The organism is Streptomyces sp. NPDC005648 (assembly GCF_040605395.1).
Lineage (GTDB): Bacteria > Actinomycetota > Actinomycetes > Streptomycetales > Streptomycetaceae > Streptomyces.
This window is the reverse complement of sequence record NZ_JBEXCS010000012.1, coordinates 138855-154330: the sequence shown is the minus strand read 5'-3', so window position 1 is coordinate 154330 and position 15476 is coordinate 138855. Positions and strand designations below refer to the sequence as shown.

Genomic DNA, 15476 nt, shown 5'->3' with positions numbered 1-15476 from the left:
CCAGGTCGAGCGGCGAACTCATGCGGCCTCCTCGGTGAAGCGGTCGGGGCGGAAGGGCAAGGGAGTTGGCAGATCGTCGCTCCGCGACGATCTGCTGAATTGCTCCGCAATTCTGCCAGGAATTCGCTCCGCGAATTCCGAAAAGCGCGCCTAGGGGGTTCGGTGCTGCGCTGGACTGCCGGATACTAGCGCCGAATTGACGACCCATCAATTTGCATTCCTCTCCACTTCCCATCATTCGATCTTCCCGCCGTCGCCCGTGACTTCGATAAATTCGGGAACCTGATCGTCCCTCAATTCCTTGCTATTCGTTTGTAGTTCGTGAAACGGTACGCCATTCAAGGCTATTGGGCGAGTCTGGCCAGAGCTCACGCCCACCGCAAAGGACTGCGCGGTTCGGCGCGTCAGCGCCCGAGCGCGGAGGCCCCCGCCGACGCGCAACCTGAAACCCCGGCCCCGATCCCCGAGGCCGCCGCGCCGCCCTTGCCCGCCCCCACCTTCTTTCTCATTCGGGCAGGGAGAGCGGCAGCAGAGGGGATGTCAGCCCCCCGACCACGCGCGTAACCCTTGGTTGACCTGCGGATACGTCGCCCGTCCCGGAGAGGCTCGCGCAAGAGATGTCGCAAGAGAAGGCGCAGGAGTATCCGCAAGAGATGTCGCAGGGTTCGGCGTTTCGGATGCTTCCCCAGACCGGAGAGTGTATTATTGATTTTGAAGTCAGGCGGCAACCTGGCTCAGTCTCAATCACCAACACGAGGAGCCCCCTTGAACACTGAAGCGGAAACCGTTGACGCGGTAAGCCGACTCACGATCCACATTGCGGGCGAGCACGAGACCGACGCCTCTATCGGTCTGACGCTCATTCCCCTTCTGAAGATCCCCACGGCAATCATCGAATTCCGGCACCCTACCGGCGCGCGCGTTTGGTGGGAAGGCTGGTGCGAGGCCGCCGCAATGCTCGACAGGATCTTTCCCGAGCAGGTCGACGCGGGAGAATTACGCGAGCCCGAATTGACCATCAATTCGTTTGTGATCCTGGACGACGCGCCCCGTCGCGCCAAGGTCCGGGCCCGCAGCGCGGCTGTAAGCCCCGATGGAATCGGCGCATTGTCCGTCACCGTCGGAGGTCTGACGATCGCGTGCGCGTCCCGCGCGGCTGTCGAGTGCCAGGTGCGCGGGTGGCGCGAGGCGTACGACGTGTTCGCCAGTGACGGGGGGTTCGGTCTGCCGTCCGCCGACGAGGTGGCCGCGCGCGTCCGGGCCGATCACGCCCGCCACGGAGTCAGCGAGCTGTTGACGGCCGCCGAGGAGCAGCGGGCAGCCCGGACGCAGTGACGCGCCCAGGGTGGGGCGCCGGTCGCCCCACCCTCCCGGAGTCACAGCCGCCAGAGAGGGAGGACAGCATGACCGCCACAGGACCGATCAGCCGGGGGCAGCGGGTACGCATCGAGCGCAACCCCACCCGGAGTCTGGCCGCCCACGCCCGTCCGAGGACCGTGAACCGGCCCGCCCCGTGGCCCGAGGTCTGGGAAGGCGTCGTGTTGCAAGTGACGTACGACGAAGGCGAGTTGACCGACGTCGAGGTCTACTGCAAGCGCAAGAGCACCGGCGAGACCAAGCGCGCCACGTTCAGCCTCAGTCGCAACCCGTTCTTTCGTACGAGCGTGACGCCGGTGGAGTCGCCGTAACTCATCAGGTCCGGGGGGATTGAGGGTTGACGATCATCCCCCGCTAGAGTGTATTATTGATTTTGTGGATGAGCGGCAACTCACCCGCCACCAACTCGACAACCCAAGGCAGGGGAACGATGAGCGAGCACCAAGACCACGTACGGCAGAGCCTCGAAGGGCAGAACGTCGACCCGAGCGAGGATCTCGGCATTGACGCGATGCGATGGACCCCCGCGCCCACCGGCAACACCGTTCCGGACGCCACGACCACGGCCGCCATCGCCGAGGCACACGCGCTCCTCGACCAGGCGACCAACGCGTTTCTCGCCCTTGTAGATCTCCTCGAAGACGGCGACCACCGCGTGGTGGCAGTCGCCAGCACCCCTCAGGGCGAGCTGACCGAGTGCCAGGAACTCACCGTGATCGGTGACGCCGTGGTCCTCGATGAGGCGGAAGCCCTGCGCGTAACCGTCACCGTCGCGGCCGCCATGGTCGCGTGCTCGACCGGCAGCGTGGTGGTGCGCACCTCCGCCCCCAACGGGGTGGAGTCGGTGCGCGGCTGGGCCGTCCGGCACGGATGGCTGCGCCCGCTCCGTGAGCCCGAGATCCGGCAGGCGTACACCGTCGACGCCGAAACCGGCGCACCGCTGGACCCGCCTCCGGACCTTGAGTTCCGCCAGGCCGAGCGTGTGCCCCGCCTTGAGGCGGAGGGGGGCTACGAGAGCGCCAGCCACACCGCGCCGAGGGACAACCGGCCCCCGAACCAACGCAACTGAGCACCACCCCGCCGGGGCCGGTCGGGCGACCGGCCCCGGCGGGAACACCCCTGCCCCCCTTGCCCTGCCTCCCGGTGTGAGCGGCAACTCACCCGGCACCAACCCGCCCAGGAGTGACGCGACATGACCACGACCACGCGCACCGCCAGCAGCTCGCGCACCCGAGCCCAGGAGCCGGCCCTGATCCCTGCCGAAGCGCCGGCACCCGCCGCCCCGACCGCCGAACTCCCCCGCAACCTGGCCCGCCTCACCGCCCAAGCCGAGGAGGCCGGATGGACCCCCACCGTCCAGACGCAGCCCGGACACTGCGCCCTGGTGCTCACCGCCCGCCTGGAGGCCAGCGAAACCGTCCTGCGCTGCGTATGGCGACTCACCGCCCGGGGGCACCGCTGGGACGGCGCGACCCTCACCCGTAACGGCCAGCTGACCGCCGAGGGCATCGCATGGCGCGCCGTCGGCGACCTGGTGGCCGCCGAGGCCCCCACCGCCCGCACACAGCCGACCGCGCCGGACCGGGCGGACGCTCCGGCGCCCGTTCCGGCCGAGACCGCGGCGGAGACTTCGGCCCCACGGAAGCGTGCCCGTAGGGCGCCGTCCGTGGCGGAAGTCGAGAGCGCGCGTAGGGCGGCGGAGGAGTGGCCGGAAGCACTGCAAGCGCTGTCGCTGGGCGACCGTTACGAGGGGGAGTTCCGGCGCTCCGACCTGCTCTCGGAACTGTCTGTGTGCGGTGAGCGGTTCCCGTTCCGCTTCCATTTCCAGTCGGGCGGCGGACACACCGTGACCCTTCCGACAGGGGACGTGCGCGGTACGTGGGGTGAGGTCACGGGGGCCGCTATCGCGTACGTGATCGCTGAGCGTCCGGCGTCGGTGCTGCGGGCGACGGCCGAGACGGCGCGCGTGTACGCCATCCATGCGGAGCGGGCGGCGGAGAGGGCCGAGGAGTGCGCGCAAACGGCCGTGTCGGTCGGCATGGCGCGCGCTGCCCTGGACACGGTCCGTGCGTTCGCTCAGTGCATCGATTGGGACGGGCTGACGGATGAGCAGTACGACAGCGCCCGGGGTGCGGTCCGTGAGGTCGAAGAGTGCGCAGAGGGCGCAGAGTTTGCGTACGGGCGGGGCGACGTCGACGCGGCCCGTTGGGAAGCGCGTGACGCTCTCGCCGTCGTGCGCTGGTTCGGGCTTGACGTGCCGTCGGCCCAGGTGTGCGCGGAGCGTGCGCCCGGACCGCGCGCGGTTGCTGGGCGGGTGCGGCCCCAGGCGTCGGCGTTCCTGCTGCGGATCACCCGCCCGGGATGGGAGCGACCGGCAGGGGAGGCCGAGGTTCCAGCCGGTGCCGGCGCCCCCTCGGCTGGCCAGCGCGCGGAGGCGGAGGCGTCGAGAGAGAACTCGGGGGAGGCGCCCGAGGTGGCGGCGGACGCCGCTCCGGCCGAGGGTGTGCCGGTCGTGGTGGAACGTCCGGCGGTATTGCCCGACGTCGTGTCGGACCCCGGCGGGGTGGACGGGTGGGAGACCGACGGGGGCGCGGTTGAGGTGCTGCCGGTGATCTGCCACGGCAACGCGGGTGGAGTGTTCCCGGTGGCATTCCGTGGCCCCTATGAGGGCACGGTGCGGATGTCGCGGGCATGGCTGACGGAGCGTGCGCGCCGTGAACTGGCCGTAGCGCGTGAGTTGCTGACGGTGGCCGAGGAGTACGCAGAGACGTGCGCAGCGTGGCGGAGGGATACGCACGACCTTCACCAGGAAGTACGCCGGTCGGCTGGTGTGCTGGGTGAGCGCGTGGTGGTGCATTACGAGACGTCCGGCGGGTGGTCGCAGCGTGCCCGTGAGGCGTCGCGGGCGGCGGATGTGCGGCGGATGAACGCGCGGGATGCGGTCCGGCGGTGTGAGCGTGAGCTGTCCGGCCTGGAGGCGGAGGCGGCGGAACCGGGGCGCCGGTCGAAGTCAGCGCGTGCGTTCCTGGCGCGTGCCGTGTCCGGGGATGTTCCGGCCGGCCGTGGGGCGTGGGTGTCCGCCGACGGCGGTACGGCGGTGATGTTCGAGCTTCCCGCAGACGTCGACGTGAACCCGGACGTGAGGCACGGGAAAGCGAACGAGCAGCATCGGGCATTCGTCGACCTGTTGGCCGATGCCGTTGCCGCACGGGATGAAGGCCGCGCGCTGATCGGCCGTGACCTCCCGTCGTTGAAGACGCACGGACGTACGGCCGGAGTCGGGAAGGGCCAGGCGTCCGCCTCGGTCAAGAGGCTGGACGTCACACCGTGGAAGGCTCCGAGGGTTCTGGCGGAGGGCTCGCCGCTGGATAGCGAGACGCTCGCCACGTGGGACACGGCGGGGGACGTCGTGGCGGAGAGTGAGACGGCGCCCGGGGTGTGGCTGCCCATGGCTGCCGTGTCGTTTGCGGAAACGGCCATGGCCAACGGTTGGACGGTGGCCATGCAGCGCGGCACCGACGGGGGCACGGTGGCGGTGCGCGTCGCCGGTGTCGCGGTCAAGGACGGTGAGCCGCTCGCCTACGAGTTGCTCGCGGTGTGGGACGGCGGGGTGTTCCGTGAGGACCGTTCGGCGGTGTGGGTGACCGGTCGGCAGGTGACGGGCAAGCGCACGCCGTTGTGGTCGGCACCGGTCCGGGTGGGCCGGTCGGGCCAGCACCAGGATCCGTCGATGTTGGGGACGGTGCAGCATGCGGCGGAGCCGGGCACGCTCGCACGGGTCGCCCTGAGCAGCTCGGCGCCTGCCCCTGAGGGTGTGAGCGACCCGGGCGGCATGGACGGGTGGGAGGGCGAGGGCGGGGCGCTCGCGCGGGGTGATGGCAGAGAACTCCCCCCGCCGGCACCCCGTGACGAGGTGTCCGCGCGGGCGGCTGACGTGGTGTCCGACCCGTCCGGGGCGGACGTGTGGGAGGCAGAGGGCGGCACGGTGCCGGGCATCGGCACCCCGGCCCCCGCCGCGGCGGCTGTGGCGGTAATGCCGATCGACTGGGCGAAGCCTGCCGGGCGCGGTGACTGCGCGGCGGCAAACACGTGTGGCGGGTCCGGGGTGCTGCTGTGGGACCTGCCCGGCTGTGCTCCGCGTTGCGCCGAGTGCGCCGCACGGGTCATGGGGCACTCTCCGGCGGCACTGCGCGCGCTCACCCCGCCCGGGGACATCGTGGAAGCGGAGGAGGAGGCCGAGGCGGCGGACATCGTCATCCGGCACACCCACGAAAACGGCACCACCGTTGAAGGCTCCGCCAAGGGTGACGGGGTGTGGGAAGCGTTGCGCCCACTGGGCTGGGCCTACCGGCGTACCCCGGGGATCTTCATCCGTGGCAGCCGCTACAAGGGCGCCGACCGGTGGAAGATCAACCGGGCTGCGGAGGCGGTGCGCGCACTCGGCCTGTCGTGCGCTGTGGTGATCGAAGAGGGCATGTCGTTTGCCGAGCGGGAGGCCGCCCGCGTGGATGCGGCCGAGCAGAGGGCGGACCGGTTCACGGACCGGGCCGGACGGGCGGCGGCATCGTCGCAGTCCGCGCGGGATGCCTCGGATCGGATCGGCGAACGGTTCTGGATGGGTCAGCCGATCCTGGTGGGCCACCATTCGGAAGGGCGCGCCCGCCGGGACCAGGAGCGCATGCACAACGCGATGCGCACGAGCATCGCCGAGAGCGAGCGGGCCGGTTACTGGGCATCCCGTGCGGCGGCGGCGGACGCCTACGAGCGGTACCGGAAGAACCCGGGGCGCACGCTGCGCCGCATCGAGAAACTGGAGGCGGAGCGGCGCGGCGTGCTGCGGGAGCGGGACGGCGTTGACGACAAGGGCCGTACGGCTGATGTGTGGCGACGCGAGCCGTCCGAGGCGCGCCGGGAGGAGCTGACGCGCCGTCTGGCCGAGTACGACGAAGAACTGTCGTACTGGGCGGAGACGATCAAGGAGGCGGAGCGGCGCGGTTTCAAGGTGTGGGGTCGGGCCGACTTCATCAAGGGTGATTTCGTGCGGTGGCGGGGGTCCTGGTACGAGGTGACCCGGGTCAACCCCAAGACGGTGACCGTGCCGCACATCCACGCCGCGTTTGACGGCGGCGTCGTCGGTGCCGTCGACGGATGCCGCGTAGTCACCCGCGCGGCAACGGCGAAGACCCGGCACAAGGGCAGCACGTACACGCTCCCCTACAACGAGGTGAGCCGGCGCATGTCGGCCGAGCAGATGCGGGCCGCCCTGGCGGGCGAGGCAATCCCAGCCGACCCGCGCGACATCACCCCAGAGCCCGCCCCGTCACCGGGTTCGCCGACTGGTGCGGACGAAGCGTTGAACCCTCCCCCGCAGAAGCGTATTATTGATTTTAATAGTGAGCGGCAACTCGCTGACGCCAACTCGCAGCAGGAGGACAGGACATGGACCAGATCAACACCAAGCACGTGACCGCCAGCTCCGTGGATTCCCAGGAGGACGCCTCCGGTCTGCAGGCCCACGGCACGTATCAGCTCATCGGCGACCGCTCACACCAGTGCGACGCCACCGCCTCCCACAGCCACGGCGACACCCGCGCCTACGTCGTGTGCGACGGCATCGGCTCCAGCGACGAGGTGCGCGACTGGACCCGCGCGGCCGCCGACCAGATCGCCCGTGCCGCCGCACGCCATGCCGACGCCGAGGCGGGATTGCGGGAGGTGTACGACCTCTACGCCCACCAGCCCGAGCGCCAGGACGTCTACGCACGCGACTACATGCCCGCTGCCTGCGTCGTTGTGGCCGTCACCGCTCCCGGCAAGCCGCTCACCGTCGCCTGGTGCGGAGACAGCCGCGCCTACGTCCTCACATCTGACGGCGCTCTCCTGCGTCTCACCGAGGACCACAACCGCCGCCGGGTCTCCCAGGGCAGCCGCAACCTGGTCACTTCCTGGCTCGGTGCGACGGAGAGCGACCAGGAGCGGATGGACGAGTCCGGGCACCCTGCGATCGAGTCCGTCACACAGTCCCTGGGCGGTGGCCGTCTCCTGCTGGCCAGCGACGGCGCGTACGAGCCCCTGGAGGACTCGGGCCGCAACCTCGCCGACTACCTCACCGGTTCCCCGGAACAGGCCGCGCGGGACGTCGCCGATTCCGCGATCGCCCACACAGGGGCCTACGCCGACAACGCGACCGCCCTGGTCGCCGACCTCCCCACCGGGTCAGCAGTCCAGGCCTGACCACCCCGCCGGGCGCCGACCACGGCGCCCGGCCCCGTTACCGGATGAGCGGCAACTCATCCGGCACCACCCGATACAGGAGGACCCGCAATGACCACGATCCGCCGGAACTGGACCAACCGCGTGGCGGAGATCCGCGCGACGGCCCGCGCCTGCCGCGCCTACGACTCCGACAGCGGCAACATGGTGCCGGTCGCCCCGGCGAACGCATTCGAAGCGTGGGAGAGCACACCGCGCGCCCGGCTCACCGAGGACACCCCCGGACAGAAGTGGACAGTCCGCGTTCACTCCAACCGGTTCTACGTCCTGACCGCCGAGGAACCCGACGCCCCGGGCGACAGCACGCCGGCCACTGCCGCCGAGCGTCCCGCGACGCCCGCCGCCACCCCCGGACGCACGCCCGGGCACCGGCCCCCCGAACCGACCCGGGTACGCGATCACATCGCGGCCCGCACGCTGGTCCGGCGCGTGCAAGCCTCCGGCATGCCGGGCGGTGACCGCCTGGGAGCCCTGCCCGACCTGGCGGTCGATCTCGTAGGCAAGACCGTCCGCGTCAAGCTCGCCCAGGGCTACAGCCACGAGCAGATCCGGGACGAGTGCGAGCAGGAGCGGGCCGAGGCGCAGGCCGCCGGAGACGCCGGGAGGGTCGCGGCCCTGGGGACGGTGCTCGCGGTGCACGCGGCAATGGTGACCGAGGAGAACGCCGCCTCCTCGCTCACCGGCCCCGCCCCAGCCGACCACGGCCACAGCTCACCGGAGGAACAGCAGCCCGCCCGGCACCGCCCCGGCTCGCCGCGCGAACGGCGGGTGAGCAGCGACAGCGTGCTGTCCCGCATCGACTCGGTTCTGCACGACGCCGCCGTCAGAGACGACTGCACCGTCAGCGGCGACGCCATGCGGTCGGTCCCCCTGACCGACCCAGGCGAGATCATCCACGCCTACACCCGCGCCCGGGCCCTGGCAGACGGCGTCCTGGTCGCCGCCGACGCCGACTCGGTCCGGGAGGCCTGCTTCCGTGTCCCGGTCGCCCTGACCAGCGCCGTATGGGAGGACTGCGTGGCCTGGAACGAGGACGACAGCGAACGGCAGGTGCCGCAGGACGAACGGGGCCGCCTGTGGGACGTGCTGACCATGGCCCGTCACGCGATCCGGCGCAGCGGTGGGGGCGACAGGCAGGTCACCGTCGACCTGCGGCGGGTACCGCGCGACGGCCGCGCCCGGCAGGCCCAACCGGTCCAGCTCGTCTGCGCGATCGGCCCAGGCGACCAAGGCGAGCCCGTGATTACCATCATGGAGCCTGACGAGGACTGAGCGCCCGGCCAACCCGGGGGCGCACCGCCCCCGGGCTTCCAACCCGAAAGGACCGGTTCTCATGACTACCCCCGCTGCGGTCGCGGACCGCGTGGCCGAGATCCTCGGCGACCGCTGGACGGCCACTCCCGGCCCGTGGAAGGCCTCCGGCCATCTGGAAGCCGAGCGCGCCGACACGTACTCGCTGGACGTCGACGAGCGCGGCGAGCTGTGCCTGTGGGCCAGCCTCAACCCCTCTGGCCCTATTGCCGTGTTCCGCGAAGTGCACGCCATCGAGGAGATCGAGGCGGTTGCCGAGGGCATCGCGGAGGCGATCCGCGAGCACCGCGCCACATCCGGCCAGGGAAAAGGGTCTTGCCTCAACCCCAAAAGAGCGTATAATTGATTCTTGAGAGCAAGCGGCAACTTGCTCGACACCAACCGATCGCACGAGGAGCAATCCGTGAGCGACACCGCAACCACCACACCGATGCAGCGGGTCACCCTGCAGCTCGGCCAGATCCGCGTCAATGAACACAACGTCCGCCAGGACCTCAACCTGGACGAGAAGTTCCTCAAGTCCGTCGCGGTCAACGGCGTGAAGGTCCCCGTCGTGGTCCTCCCGCTCGGCGAGGACACCTACGAGCTGAAGATGGGCCACCGGCGCTACTTCGCCACCCGGGCCACCAAGGAGACCGAGGCGGAGCAGGACGCGATCGAGGTCCCCGCGTACGTGCTCGACCCCTCCCTGCGCGAGGCGGGCGAGGACTTCATCGACCAGCTCATCGAGAACGACGACGACTACCGCCGGGGCCTGACCGAGCTGGAGCAGGCCGACGCCCTGTTCGGCGCGGTCGGCGCGGGCATGAAGCAGGCCAGGGTGGCAGAGCTCACCGGCCGCTCACGCAGGGACGTGTCCCAGGCGGTGCAGACCGCCAAGTCCGTCGGCGAGCGGACCCGATCGGCACTCGCCGAAGCCGGTACGTACGACCTCGACCTCGAAGTGCTCGGTGTGCTAGGCGAGTTCGACGACGACTCCGCCGCCGTTGACCGGCTGCTGGACGCCTACGCCAAGGGCCGCTTCGAGTTCCAGGTGCAGTGGGAGCGCGACGACCGCGCCGAGCAGCGCGCCCGTGAGCAGGTCCGCCCGCAACTGCAGGCGGCCGGGGTGCGGCTGGCCGAGGACGGCGACACGCTTCCGCAGACCGCCGAGCCGGTCAGCGAGCTGGACGGCCCGGACGGCGAGCCCATGAGCGCCCAGGCGCACGCCGACTGCCCCGGCCACGTGGCGACCTGGGCCGAGAACCCCCGCGAGCCCGGCGAGGTGGACTACTTCTGCACCGACCCGGAGCGCTTCGGCCACTACCCGCCCCAGGAGGACACCCCCGAGGCGGACGGCGACCAGGACGAGGAGCAGCCGCAGGCGGCGGGAGAGGCCAAGCCGTCGGAGCCGTCACGCGAGTATGTCAAGGCGGGAAACAAGGCCTACCGCGCCGCCGAGAAGGCCCGGCAGGCATGGCTGAAGGACCTGGTCGGCCGGAAGACCACGCCGAAGCCACTCGCCGCGTTCATCACCGAGCAGCTCCTTTCCTGCCCCAAGCCGGTGGCTCAGTGGGTGGGCGACGCGGGCCGCCGGGACCTGGTCAAGGAGCTGACCGGCTACGACCAGCCCGCCGAGCGCGCCAAGTCGGCGACCCCGGCCAAGCTCACCCTGCTCAACTTCGCGGTGCTGGCCGCGACGTTCGAGAAGCGCATGGGCGAGGTCCGCACGTGGCGCACCGACCCCGCCGCCCGTCCCGCCGTCCACGAGCTGCGGGAGATCCGCGAGGACGCCCGCACGTGGCTGTCCTTCCTCGCCGAGATCGGCTACCCGCTCTCCAGCGTCGAACAGGCCATCGTCGACGACGAGCCCTACCAGGAGGGCGAACCGGACGCGGCCGACAGCGACGGCCAGGCCGACGAGGACACCCGGGACGACCCGGACGGCATGAGCGCCGAGGACTCCGAAAACGCGTCCTGACCTGCTGCCCGGGCCGTACCTGTCAGGTCCGGCCCGGGCCCCCTCCCCCTTCCCTCTCTGCGCGCTGCCCGCCCGGAAGGCCTCGCCATGCTCCGCTCCGAACTCCGCCTGGACGCCTCGCTGTTCGTTGCCCAGGCTGCCGTCAGCAACCACACGGGCCTGATCGCCCGGGCCGGTCTCGCCATGCCGGCCGCGCCGTTCGGCTCCCCCGCCTGGCAGCTGCCCGCCCTTCTCTCCTACCTTCACCGCCTCCACAGGTGCGAGGAGGACCCCTCCCCCGAACTGTGGCGCGCGCACACCGAACGCCAGACCGGCCCCGTGCCCCGGCCGCACATCCGCTACCACGGTGACGGCCTGCACGATGCGGACGCGGTGTGCGTGCTCGACATCCAGCTCGGCCCGCGCGACGAGGACACCGGCTGGCCCGCCGCCGACCTCGCCGTCATCGAGCAGGAGGAAGGCGCCTGCCCCTTCGGACGCGTCACCCGCCGCCACGGGGTCGAAGCGATCGCCGCGTACACCGCCCAGGAGCTGACCGCCGAGCACGCGGCGCTGATGGACCGCGCCCGCCAGCACCAGGACGCCGCCTTCGTTCACCTCGCCCAACTGGCCCAGCGCGCCGCCGAGTGGGCCGACAAGGTCCGCGCCGCCGCGCACGCCGATGCCGTCCACGTCCAGGCCGACCGCGCCCGCGCCCGCATCACCCGCTGACCGCCCCCGCACACCCGCGCCTACTGCCGCCGCTGGAGGCCTGCGCCATGCACGAGTTCGAGCCCGCCTCTCCGACCTACGCGATCTCCGACACCATCGCCGAACACCGCCTGCGCGGCCGGGACCGCACCCGCGCCGACCTGCCCGGCGGCTACCAGCTGACCCTGCGCACCCGCCAACTGCACGGCCAGCTTGAGGCCGCCCCGGCCGCTCCGTCGCCCACCGGCCCCGCCCGGATCTGCACCGCCCGCACCAGCGCCCACACCCCGACGCCCACCCGCCCCTGGCGGCCGTTACCCGCCTGCTCACCACCGGCGCCCCCTTCCAATGGCCCGGTGAGCCGGGACTGTTCGTCCGGTTCGGGCATGCGGAAGCCTGGCTGGAAGGCAGGCGGCTCAGCGTCACCCTGGGCAGCCTGGGCAGCGGCCTCAGCCTGGTCCTGGGCGGCCCGTGGGATGCTCCGTCCACCGCCTGCCTCACCGCCGCCGTCCTGCGCGAGCTGACCGAGGCCGACCAGTTCACCGGCCAGGTCGCCTCGCTGCTGCAGCCCGTACCGTGGCAGGTCCTGTCCGACCAGTGGCACCCGGACGCCGCCCTCGTCCTGCCCACATCCCGCCGCGTGGACCCGGAAGACCCGCTCGGCCGCCGTGTCTCCCGAGCGCTGCGCGAGGTCCAGCACGACCTGAGCTCGGCACAGCCGGCCTGGGACTTCCAGGGACTGATCTCCGCCGACGGCTCGGCCGTGGCCCTGCGTGTAAGCCCGCGCGATCGCGCCGTCCCCCGCCTGGTCCGCAAGGTGGTGGGTGACGGCGTCTTCGACCCGGACGAGTTGGGCAACACCCGCACGACGTTCCTACCCGCCGACCTGCCCCCAGCACATTGGCCTGGCCCATCGCTCGGGCCCCGCCGCGAGGCGGCTGGTCAACGCCGCCGCCTGGTGCTTGCGGTGGGAGCATCGAAGCGCTCTACATGGTGAGGGGCATGGATGCCACCGAAGCCCAAACCCGAGCCCGCAATGAGTGGAGCGACACGGACTGACGACCCGTCTGCAGCGATCACTGGCCAGCGGGTCACGCTCCGATGAAGCTGACTGTTTCTGTCATGTCCGCCCGCCCGGTACGCAGCGGCGGCACGCCTTCCTTCTCGTATCCCACCGCGACACCGCAGAACAGTGCGAGCTTGTCATCGGCTCCGACTATCCGGCTGACGGTCTTGCGATACATCGTCCACATCACCTGGGGGCAGCTGTGCAACCCTTCCGCCCTCAGTAGCAGCATGACCGTCTGCAAGTACATCCCCGCGTCTCCCCACTGTCCGGGCCCCATCGTCCGGTCGAGGTAGCAGAACAGTACGGCCGGCGCCCCGAACGCCTCCGAGTTCAAGGCGGCGATCTTTACGGGTCTGTCGGGGTCGTCGCGCTCGATTCCCAGCGCTTTGTACCGCTGAGCGGCCGCGGCGGAAAAACGGTCCAGATACGGTGACGCCAGTCCGGCCGGGTACATCGGATACTCCCGCTCATCACCCGGGTCTCCCGCCAGTGCCCTGGCCGTCGCGCGTCTCTTCAGTTCGGCCAAGGGCTCGCCGGTCACGACATACACATGCCACGGCTGGAGGTTCCCGCTCGACGGAGCCCGCGTCGCTGCGGCCAGTACTCGTTCGAGCACCTCTATAGGTACCGGCTCATCGCTGAACGCCCGCACGGCCCGGCGACTGGCCACGGCTTCGTACACATCCAAGTCTCCTCGTCCTCCCACTCCATGACGCGCAGCGAAGACACGCGGATGATCATCGCACCAAGCGAGCAGACCGGGCGGAACTTTGGTGCCCTCCGCCGTCGGATCACGAGGTGCTGCCGAAACTCACCTGCAGCTTCTGCTTTATGTGGAATTGAACAACCCCAATAAGCGAGCACATCTACTCAACGGGCTACCCAGAGCGACGGAGATACTCATCGGAGGGGCAGCCTGCATCCGCATCGCCCGTTGGGCACATGACGGGGTTGTCTTCATCTCCGAACAGATAGACCGTCACCGTGCAACTGCTGGCAACCGAGGCCAGGGACAGGACAGAACCACGCATAGCTGCATCATCAGGAGTACCGCGTTCGTGGCTTCCGGTGAACGCGTAGAACGCCCAGGTACCGGATTCCGGCGTTGCGAGGTCGCCACAATCCGATGCAGTGAAGTGCTCGCTGGTGAAGGTGTGGTCCTTGTGGAATGTCAGGGATGTGCCCGCCTTGCTGATCCATCGGCCCGCCAGTTCGTTCACGGAGATATCCGCCGCATAGACCGACGCCGCCAAGCCGCAGGACACGGTCAGCGCTGTCGCCGCAGCCACCAGAGCAGTCCAGCGCCCTGCACTTCGCTCCATGCACATCCCTCTCACCAGGCACCGGGGGGTGACTTGCCTCAAAGCCACGCAGCTGGGTACAAACCCCGCCTTCATAGCTCTCACCGACCTACACAGGAAACCGCGCCATGGCCCGGTGACCGCTACCACGAGGTCGCATCGCCTTCCGTGGCGGCGTTCCCTGCGGGTCAATCACTGGTCCGGTTGATCTCGATCCGTCGAAGAGAGGGCAACAGCAACGGCAAGAACATCGCCACCGCGGCGACCCCTCCGCCAGTGACCGCGACCGTCGCGGCTCCGAAAGCCACAGCGAGGAAGGGCGTGGACAGCTGTCCGATGGGAGCGGGCACGAAAGACCAGAACTCGTCGTGGGCGCCGACCCTGGAGAGCAGCCGTTCCGGGATGTGGGTGTTGTTGACGGTCTCCCATACGACGGTGAAGAACTCGGCGACCACTCCCGCCACGAATGACGCCGCTGCCAACCAGAAGGTGTTCGCCCCGGCGCCGAGCAGGATCAGCGGGACGGCAGCCAGCGACATCGAGGCCAGCGCCGGCCCCATCGGCCGTCGCACGGTCAACTTCACCATGACCACGCTGGCCAACAACGCCCCGACACCGCGCGCGCTCAGCACCACGCCCCAGCCCTCCGCGCCGATCGTGTCGTTGGCGATCACCGGGCCAAGGATCTGCCAGACCCCCATGTTGAGGCCGTTGTTGACGGCGAAGGCCGCCGTCACCGCCCAGATCCACGGCTGGGAGCTGAAGTAGCCCCAGCCCTCCCGCAGCGCGCCGAGCATCGTCGGGTCGTCCGCGGTACGTGGCGGCAGGTCCGGGAGGGACATTCGAGCGAAGCACACGGCCGCCAGGAGAAAAGACACGGCGTCCGCGGCGATTGCCCAGCCGCCGCCCACGGAAGCGGTCAGCAGACCAGCCGCCGTCGGACCGAGGATCTTCGAGGTGTTCCTGACGGACGCCAGCAGGGAGCTGGCCCGCTGGATTCCGCGTCCTGCCGCGAGATTCGCGACGATGCCGCGCAGAGCGGGCTTGGTCAGTCCCTGGAAGACGCCGTTGAGGGCAGACAACGGCAGCAGGAACGCCGGGTGCTGGTGAGTCAGGAGGACGAAGGCAACACCGGCCTGGGTGAGTCCGGCACCCAGACTGGTGATGCGGAGGACAGTGTCGCGCCGGTGGCGATCCGCGACACCTCCACCGAGAAGTAGCGCCGCGACCATCGGGAGCAGGGCCGCAGTAGTGACCGCAGACAGCCAGGCCGCACTGTCGGTGGCCTCCAGGACACCGAAGGCCAGAGCGACGGGCGACATAGCACTGCCGGCCATGGAAATCGACTGCCCGGCCAGAAACCACCGGAAGGCAGCGGAGCGGAGCGGCCGCCCAGATGCGGGGTCACTACTGGCCACCTGCAACGCCTCGTCCCCGTCAGATGGTTCACGATCTCGGCTCTCTGGCACATCTGCTGCAGGCACAAGGCGCCACC

Annotated in this window: 13 protein-coding genes; 9 read left to right on the top strand and 4 right to left on the bottom strand. The window is 70.2% G+C overall.

Annotated features, from left to right (window positions below):
• Positions 1 to 765: 765 nt before the first annotated feature.
• The 9 genes from ABZT17_RS10200 (at position 766) to ABZT17_RS10160 (ending at position 11632) form a co-directional block, all read left to right on the top strand.
• Positions 766 to 1335 (top strand): hypothetical protein, encoded by a 570-nt coding sequence (locus ABZT17_RS10200; RefSeq protein ID WP_356346202.1) that lies wholly within the window; start codon positions 766 to 768, stop codon positions 1333 to 1335.
• Between the two features lie 68 nt (positions 1336 to 1403).
• Positions 1404 to 1688 carry a hypothetical protein gene (locus tag ABZT17_RS10195; protein ID WP_356346199.1) on the top strand — a complete coding sequence of 95 codons (285 nt, stop codon included), beginning with the start codon at positions 1404 to 1406 and terminating at the stop codon, positions 1686 to 1688.
• A gap of 119 nt (positions 1689 to 1807) precedes the next feature.
• Entirely contained in the window at positions 1808 to 2446 is a 639-nt protein-coding gene (locus ABZT17_RS10190; protein WP_356346196.1) for a hypothetical protein, read from the top strand.
• 123 nt (positions 2447 to 2569) lie between these two features.
• The gene (locus ABZT17_RS10185; RefSeq protein WP_356346193.1) at positions 2570 to 6844 is read left to right on the top strand and encodes a DUF3560 domain-containing protein; all 4275 of its coding nucleotides are present in this window, start codon (positions 2570 to 2572) and stop codon (positions 6842 to 6844) included.
• Positions 6817 to 7611: a protein phosphatase 2C domain-containing protein gene (locus tag ABZT17_RS10180; RefSeq protein ID WP_356346190.1), complete on the top strand. Its 795-nt coding sequence runs from the start codon at positions 6817 to 6819 to the stop codon at positions 7609 to 7611. Before ABZT17_RS10185 ends, ABZT17_RS10180 begins: the two co-directional genes overlap by 28 nt.
• Positions 7612 to 7701: 90 nt before the next feature.
• Entirely contained in the window at positions 7702 to 8922 is a 1221-nt protein-coding gene (locus ABZT17_RS10175; protein WP_356346187.1) for a DUF6573 family protein, read from the top strand.
• Positions 8923 to 8983: 61 nt separating this feature from the next.
• Positions 8984 to 9307, top strand: coding sequence for a hypothetical protein (locus tag ABZT17_RS10170; RefSeq protein WP_356346185.1), 324 nt, complete (start codon positions 8984 to 8986; stop codon positions 9305 to 9307).
• A gap of 57 nt (positions 9308 to 9364) precedes the next feature.
• Positions 9365 to 10921, top strand: coding sequence for a ParB N-terminal domain-containing protein (locus ABZT17_RS10165; RefSeq protein ID WP_356346183.1), 1557 nt, complete (start codon positions 9365 to 9367; stop codon positions 10919 to 10921).
• An 87-nt stretch (positions 10922 to 11008) separates the two neighbouring features.
• Entirely contained in the window at positions 11009 to 11632 is a 624-nt protein-coding gene (locus ABZT17_RS10160; RefSeq protein ID WP_356346181.1) for a hypothetical protein, read from the top strand.
• A gap of 151 nt (positions 11633 to 11783) precedes the next feature.
• On the opposite strand, the gene ABZT17_RS10155 is transcribed toward ABZT17_RS10160, so the two are convergent.
• The 4 genes from ABZT17_RS10155 to ABZT17_RS10140 all read right to left on the bottom strand — a co-directional run bounded on the left by ABZT17_RS10155 (position 11784) and on the right by ABZT17_RS10140 (position 15465).
• Positions 11784 to 12311: a hypothetical protein gene (locus ABZT17_RS10155; protein ID WP_356346178.1), complete on the bottom strand. Its 528-nt coding sequence runs from the start codon at positions 12309 to 12311 to the stop codon at positions 11784 to 11786.
• A 391-nt stretch (positions 12312 to 12702) separates the two neighbouring features.
• Positions 12703 to 13368 carry a nitroreductase gene (locus tag ABZT17_RS10150; protein WP_356346175.1) on the bottom strand — a complete coding sequence of 222 codons (666 nt, stop codon included), beginning with the start codon at positions 13366 to 13368 and terminating at the stop codon, positions 12703 to 12705.
• 190 nt (positions 13369 to 13558) lie between these two features.
• Positions 13559 to 14002: a hypothetical protein gene (locus ABZT17_RS10145; RefSeq protein WP_356346173.1), complete on the bottom strand. Its 444-nt coding sequence runs from the start codon at positions 14000 to 14002 to the stop codon at positions 13559 to 13561.
• A gap of 167 nt (positions 14003 to 14169) precedes the next feature.
• Positions 14170 to 15465: an MFS transporter gene (locus ABZT17_RS10140; RefSeq protein WP_356346170.1), complete on the bottom strand. Its 1296-nt coding sequence runs from the start codon at positions 15463 to 15465 to the stop codon at positions 14170 to 14172.
• Positions 15466 to 15476: the final 11 nt, after the last annotated feature.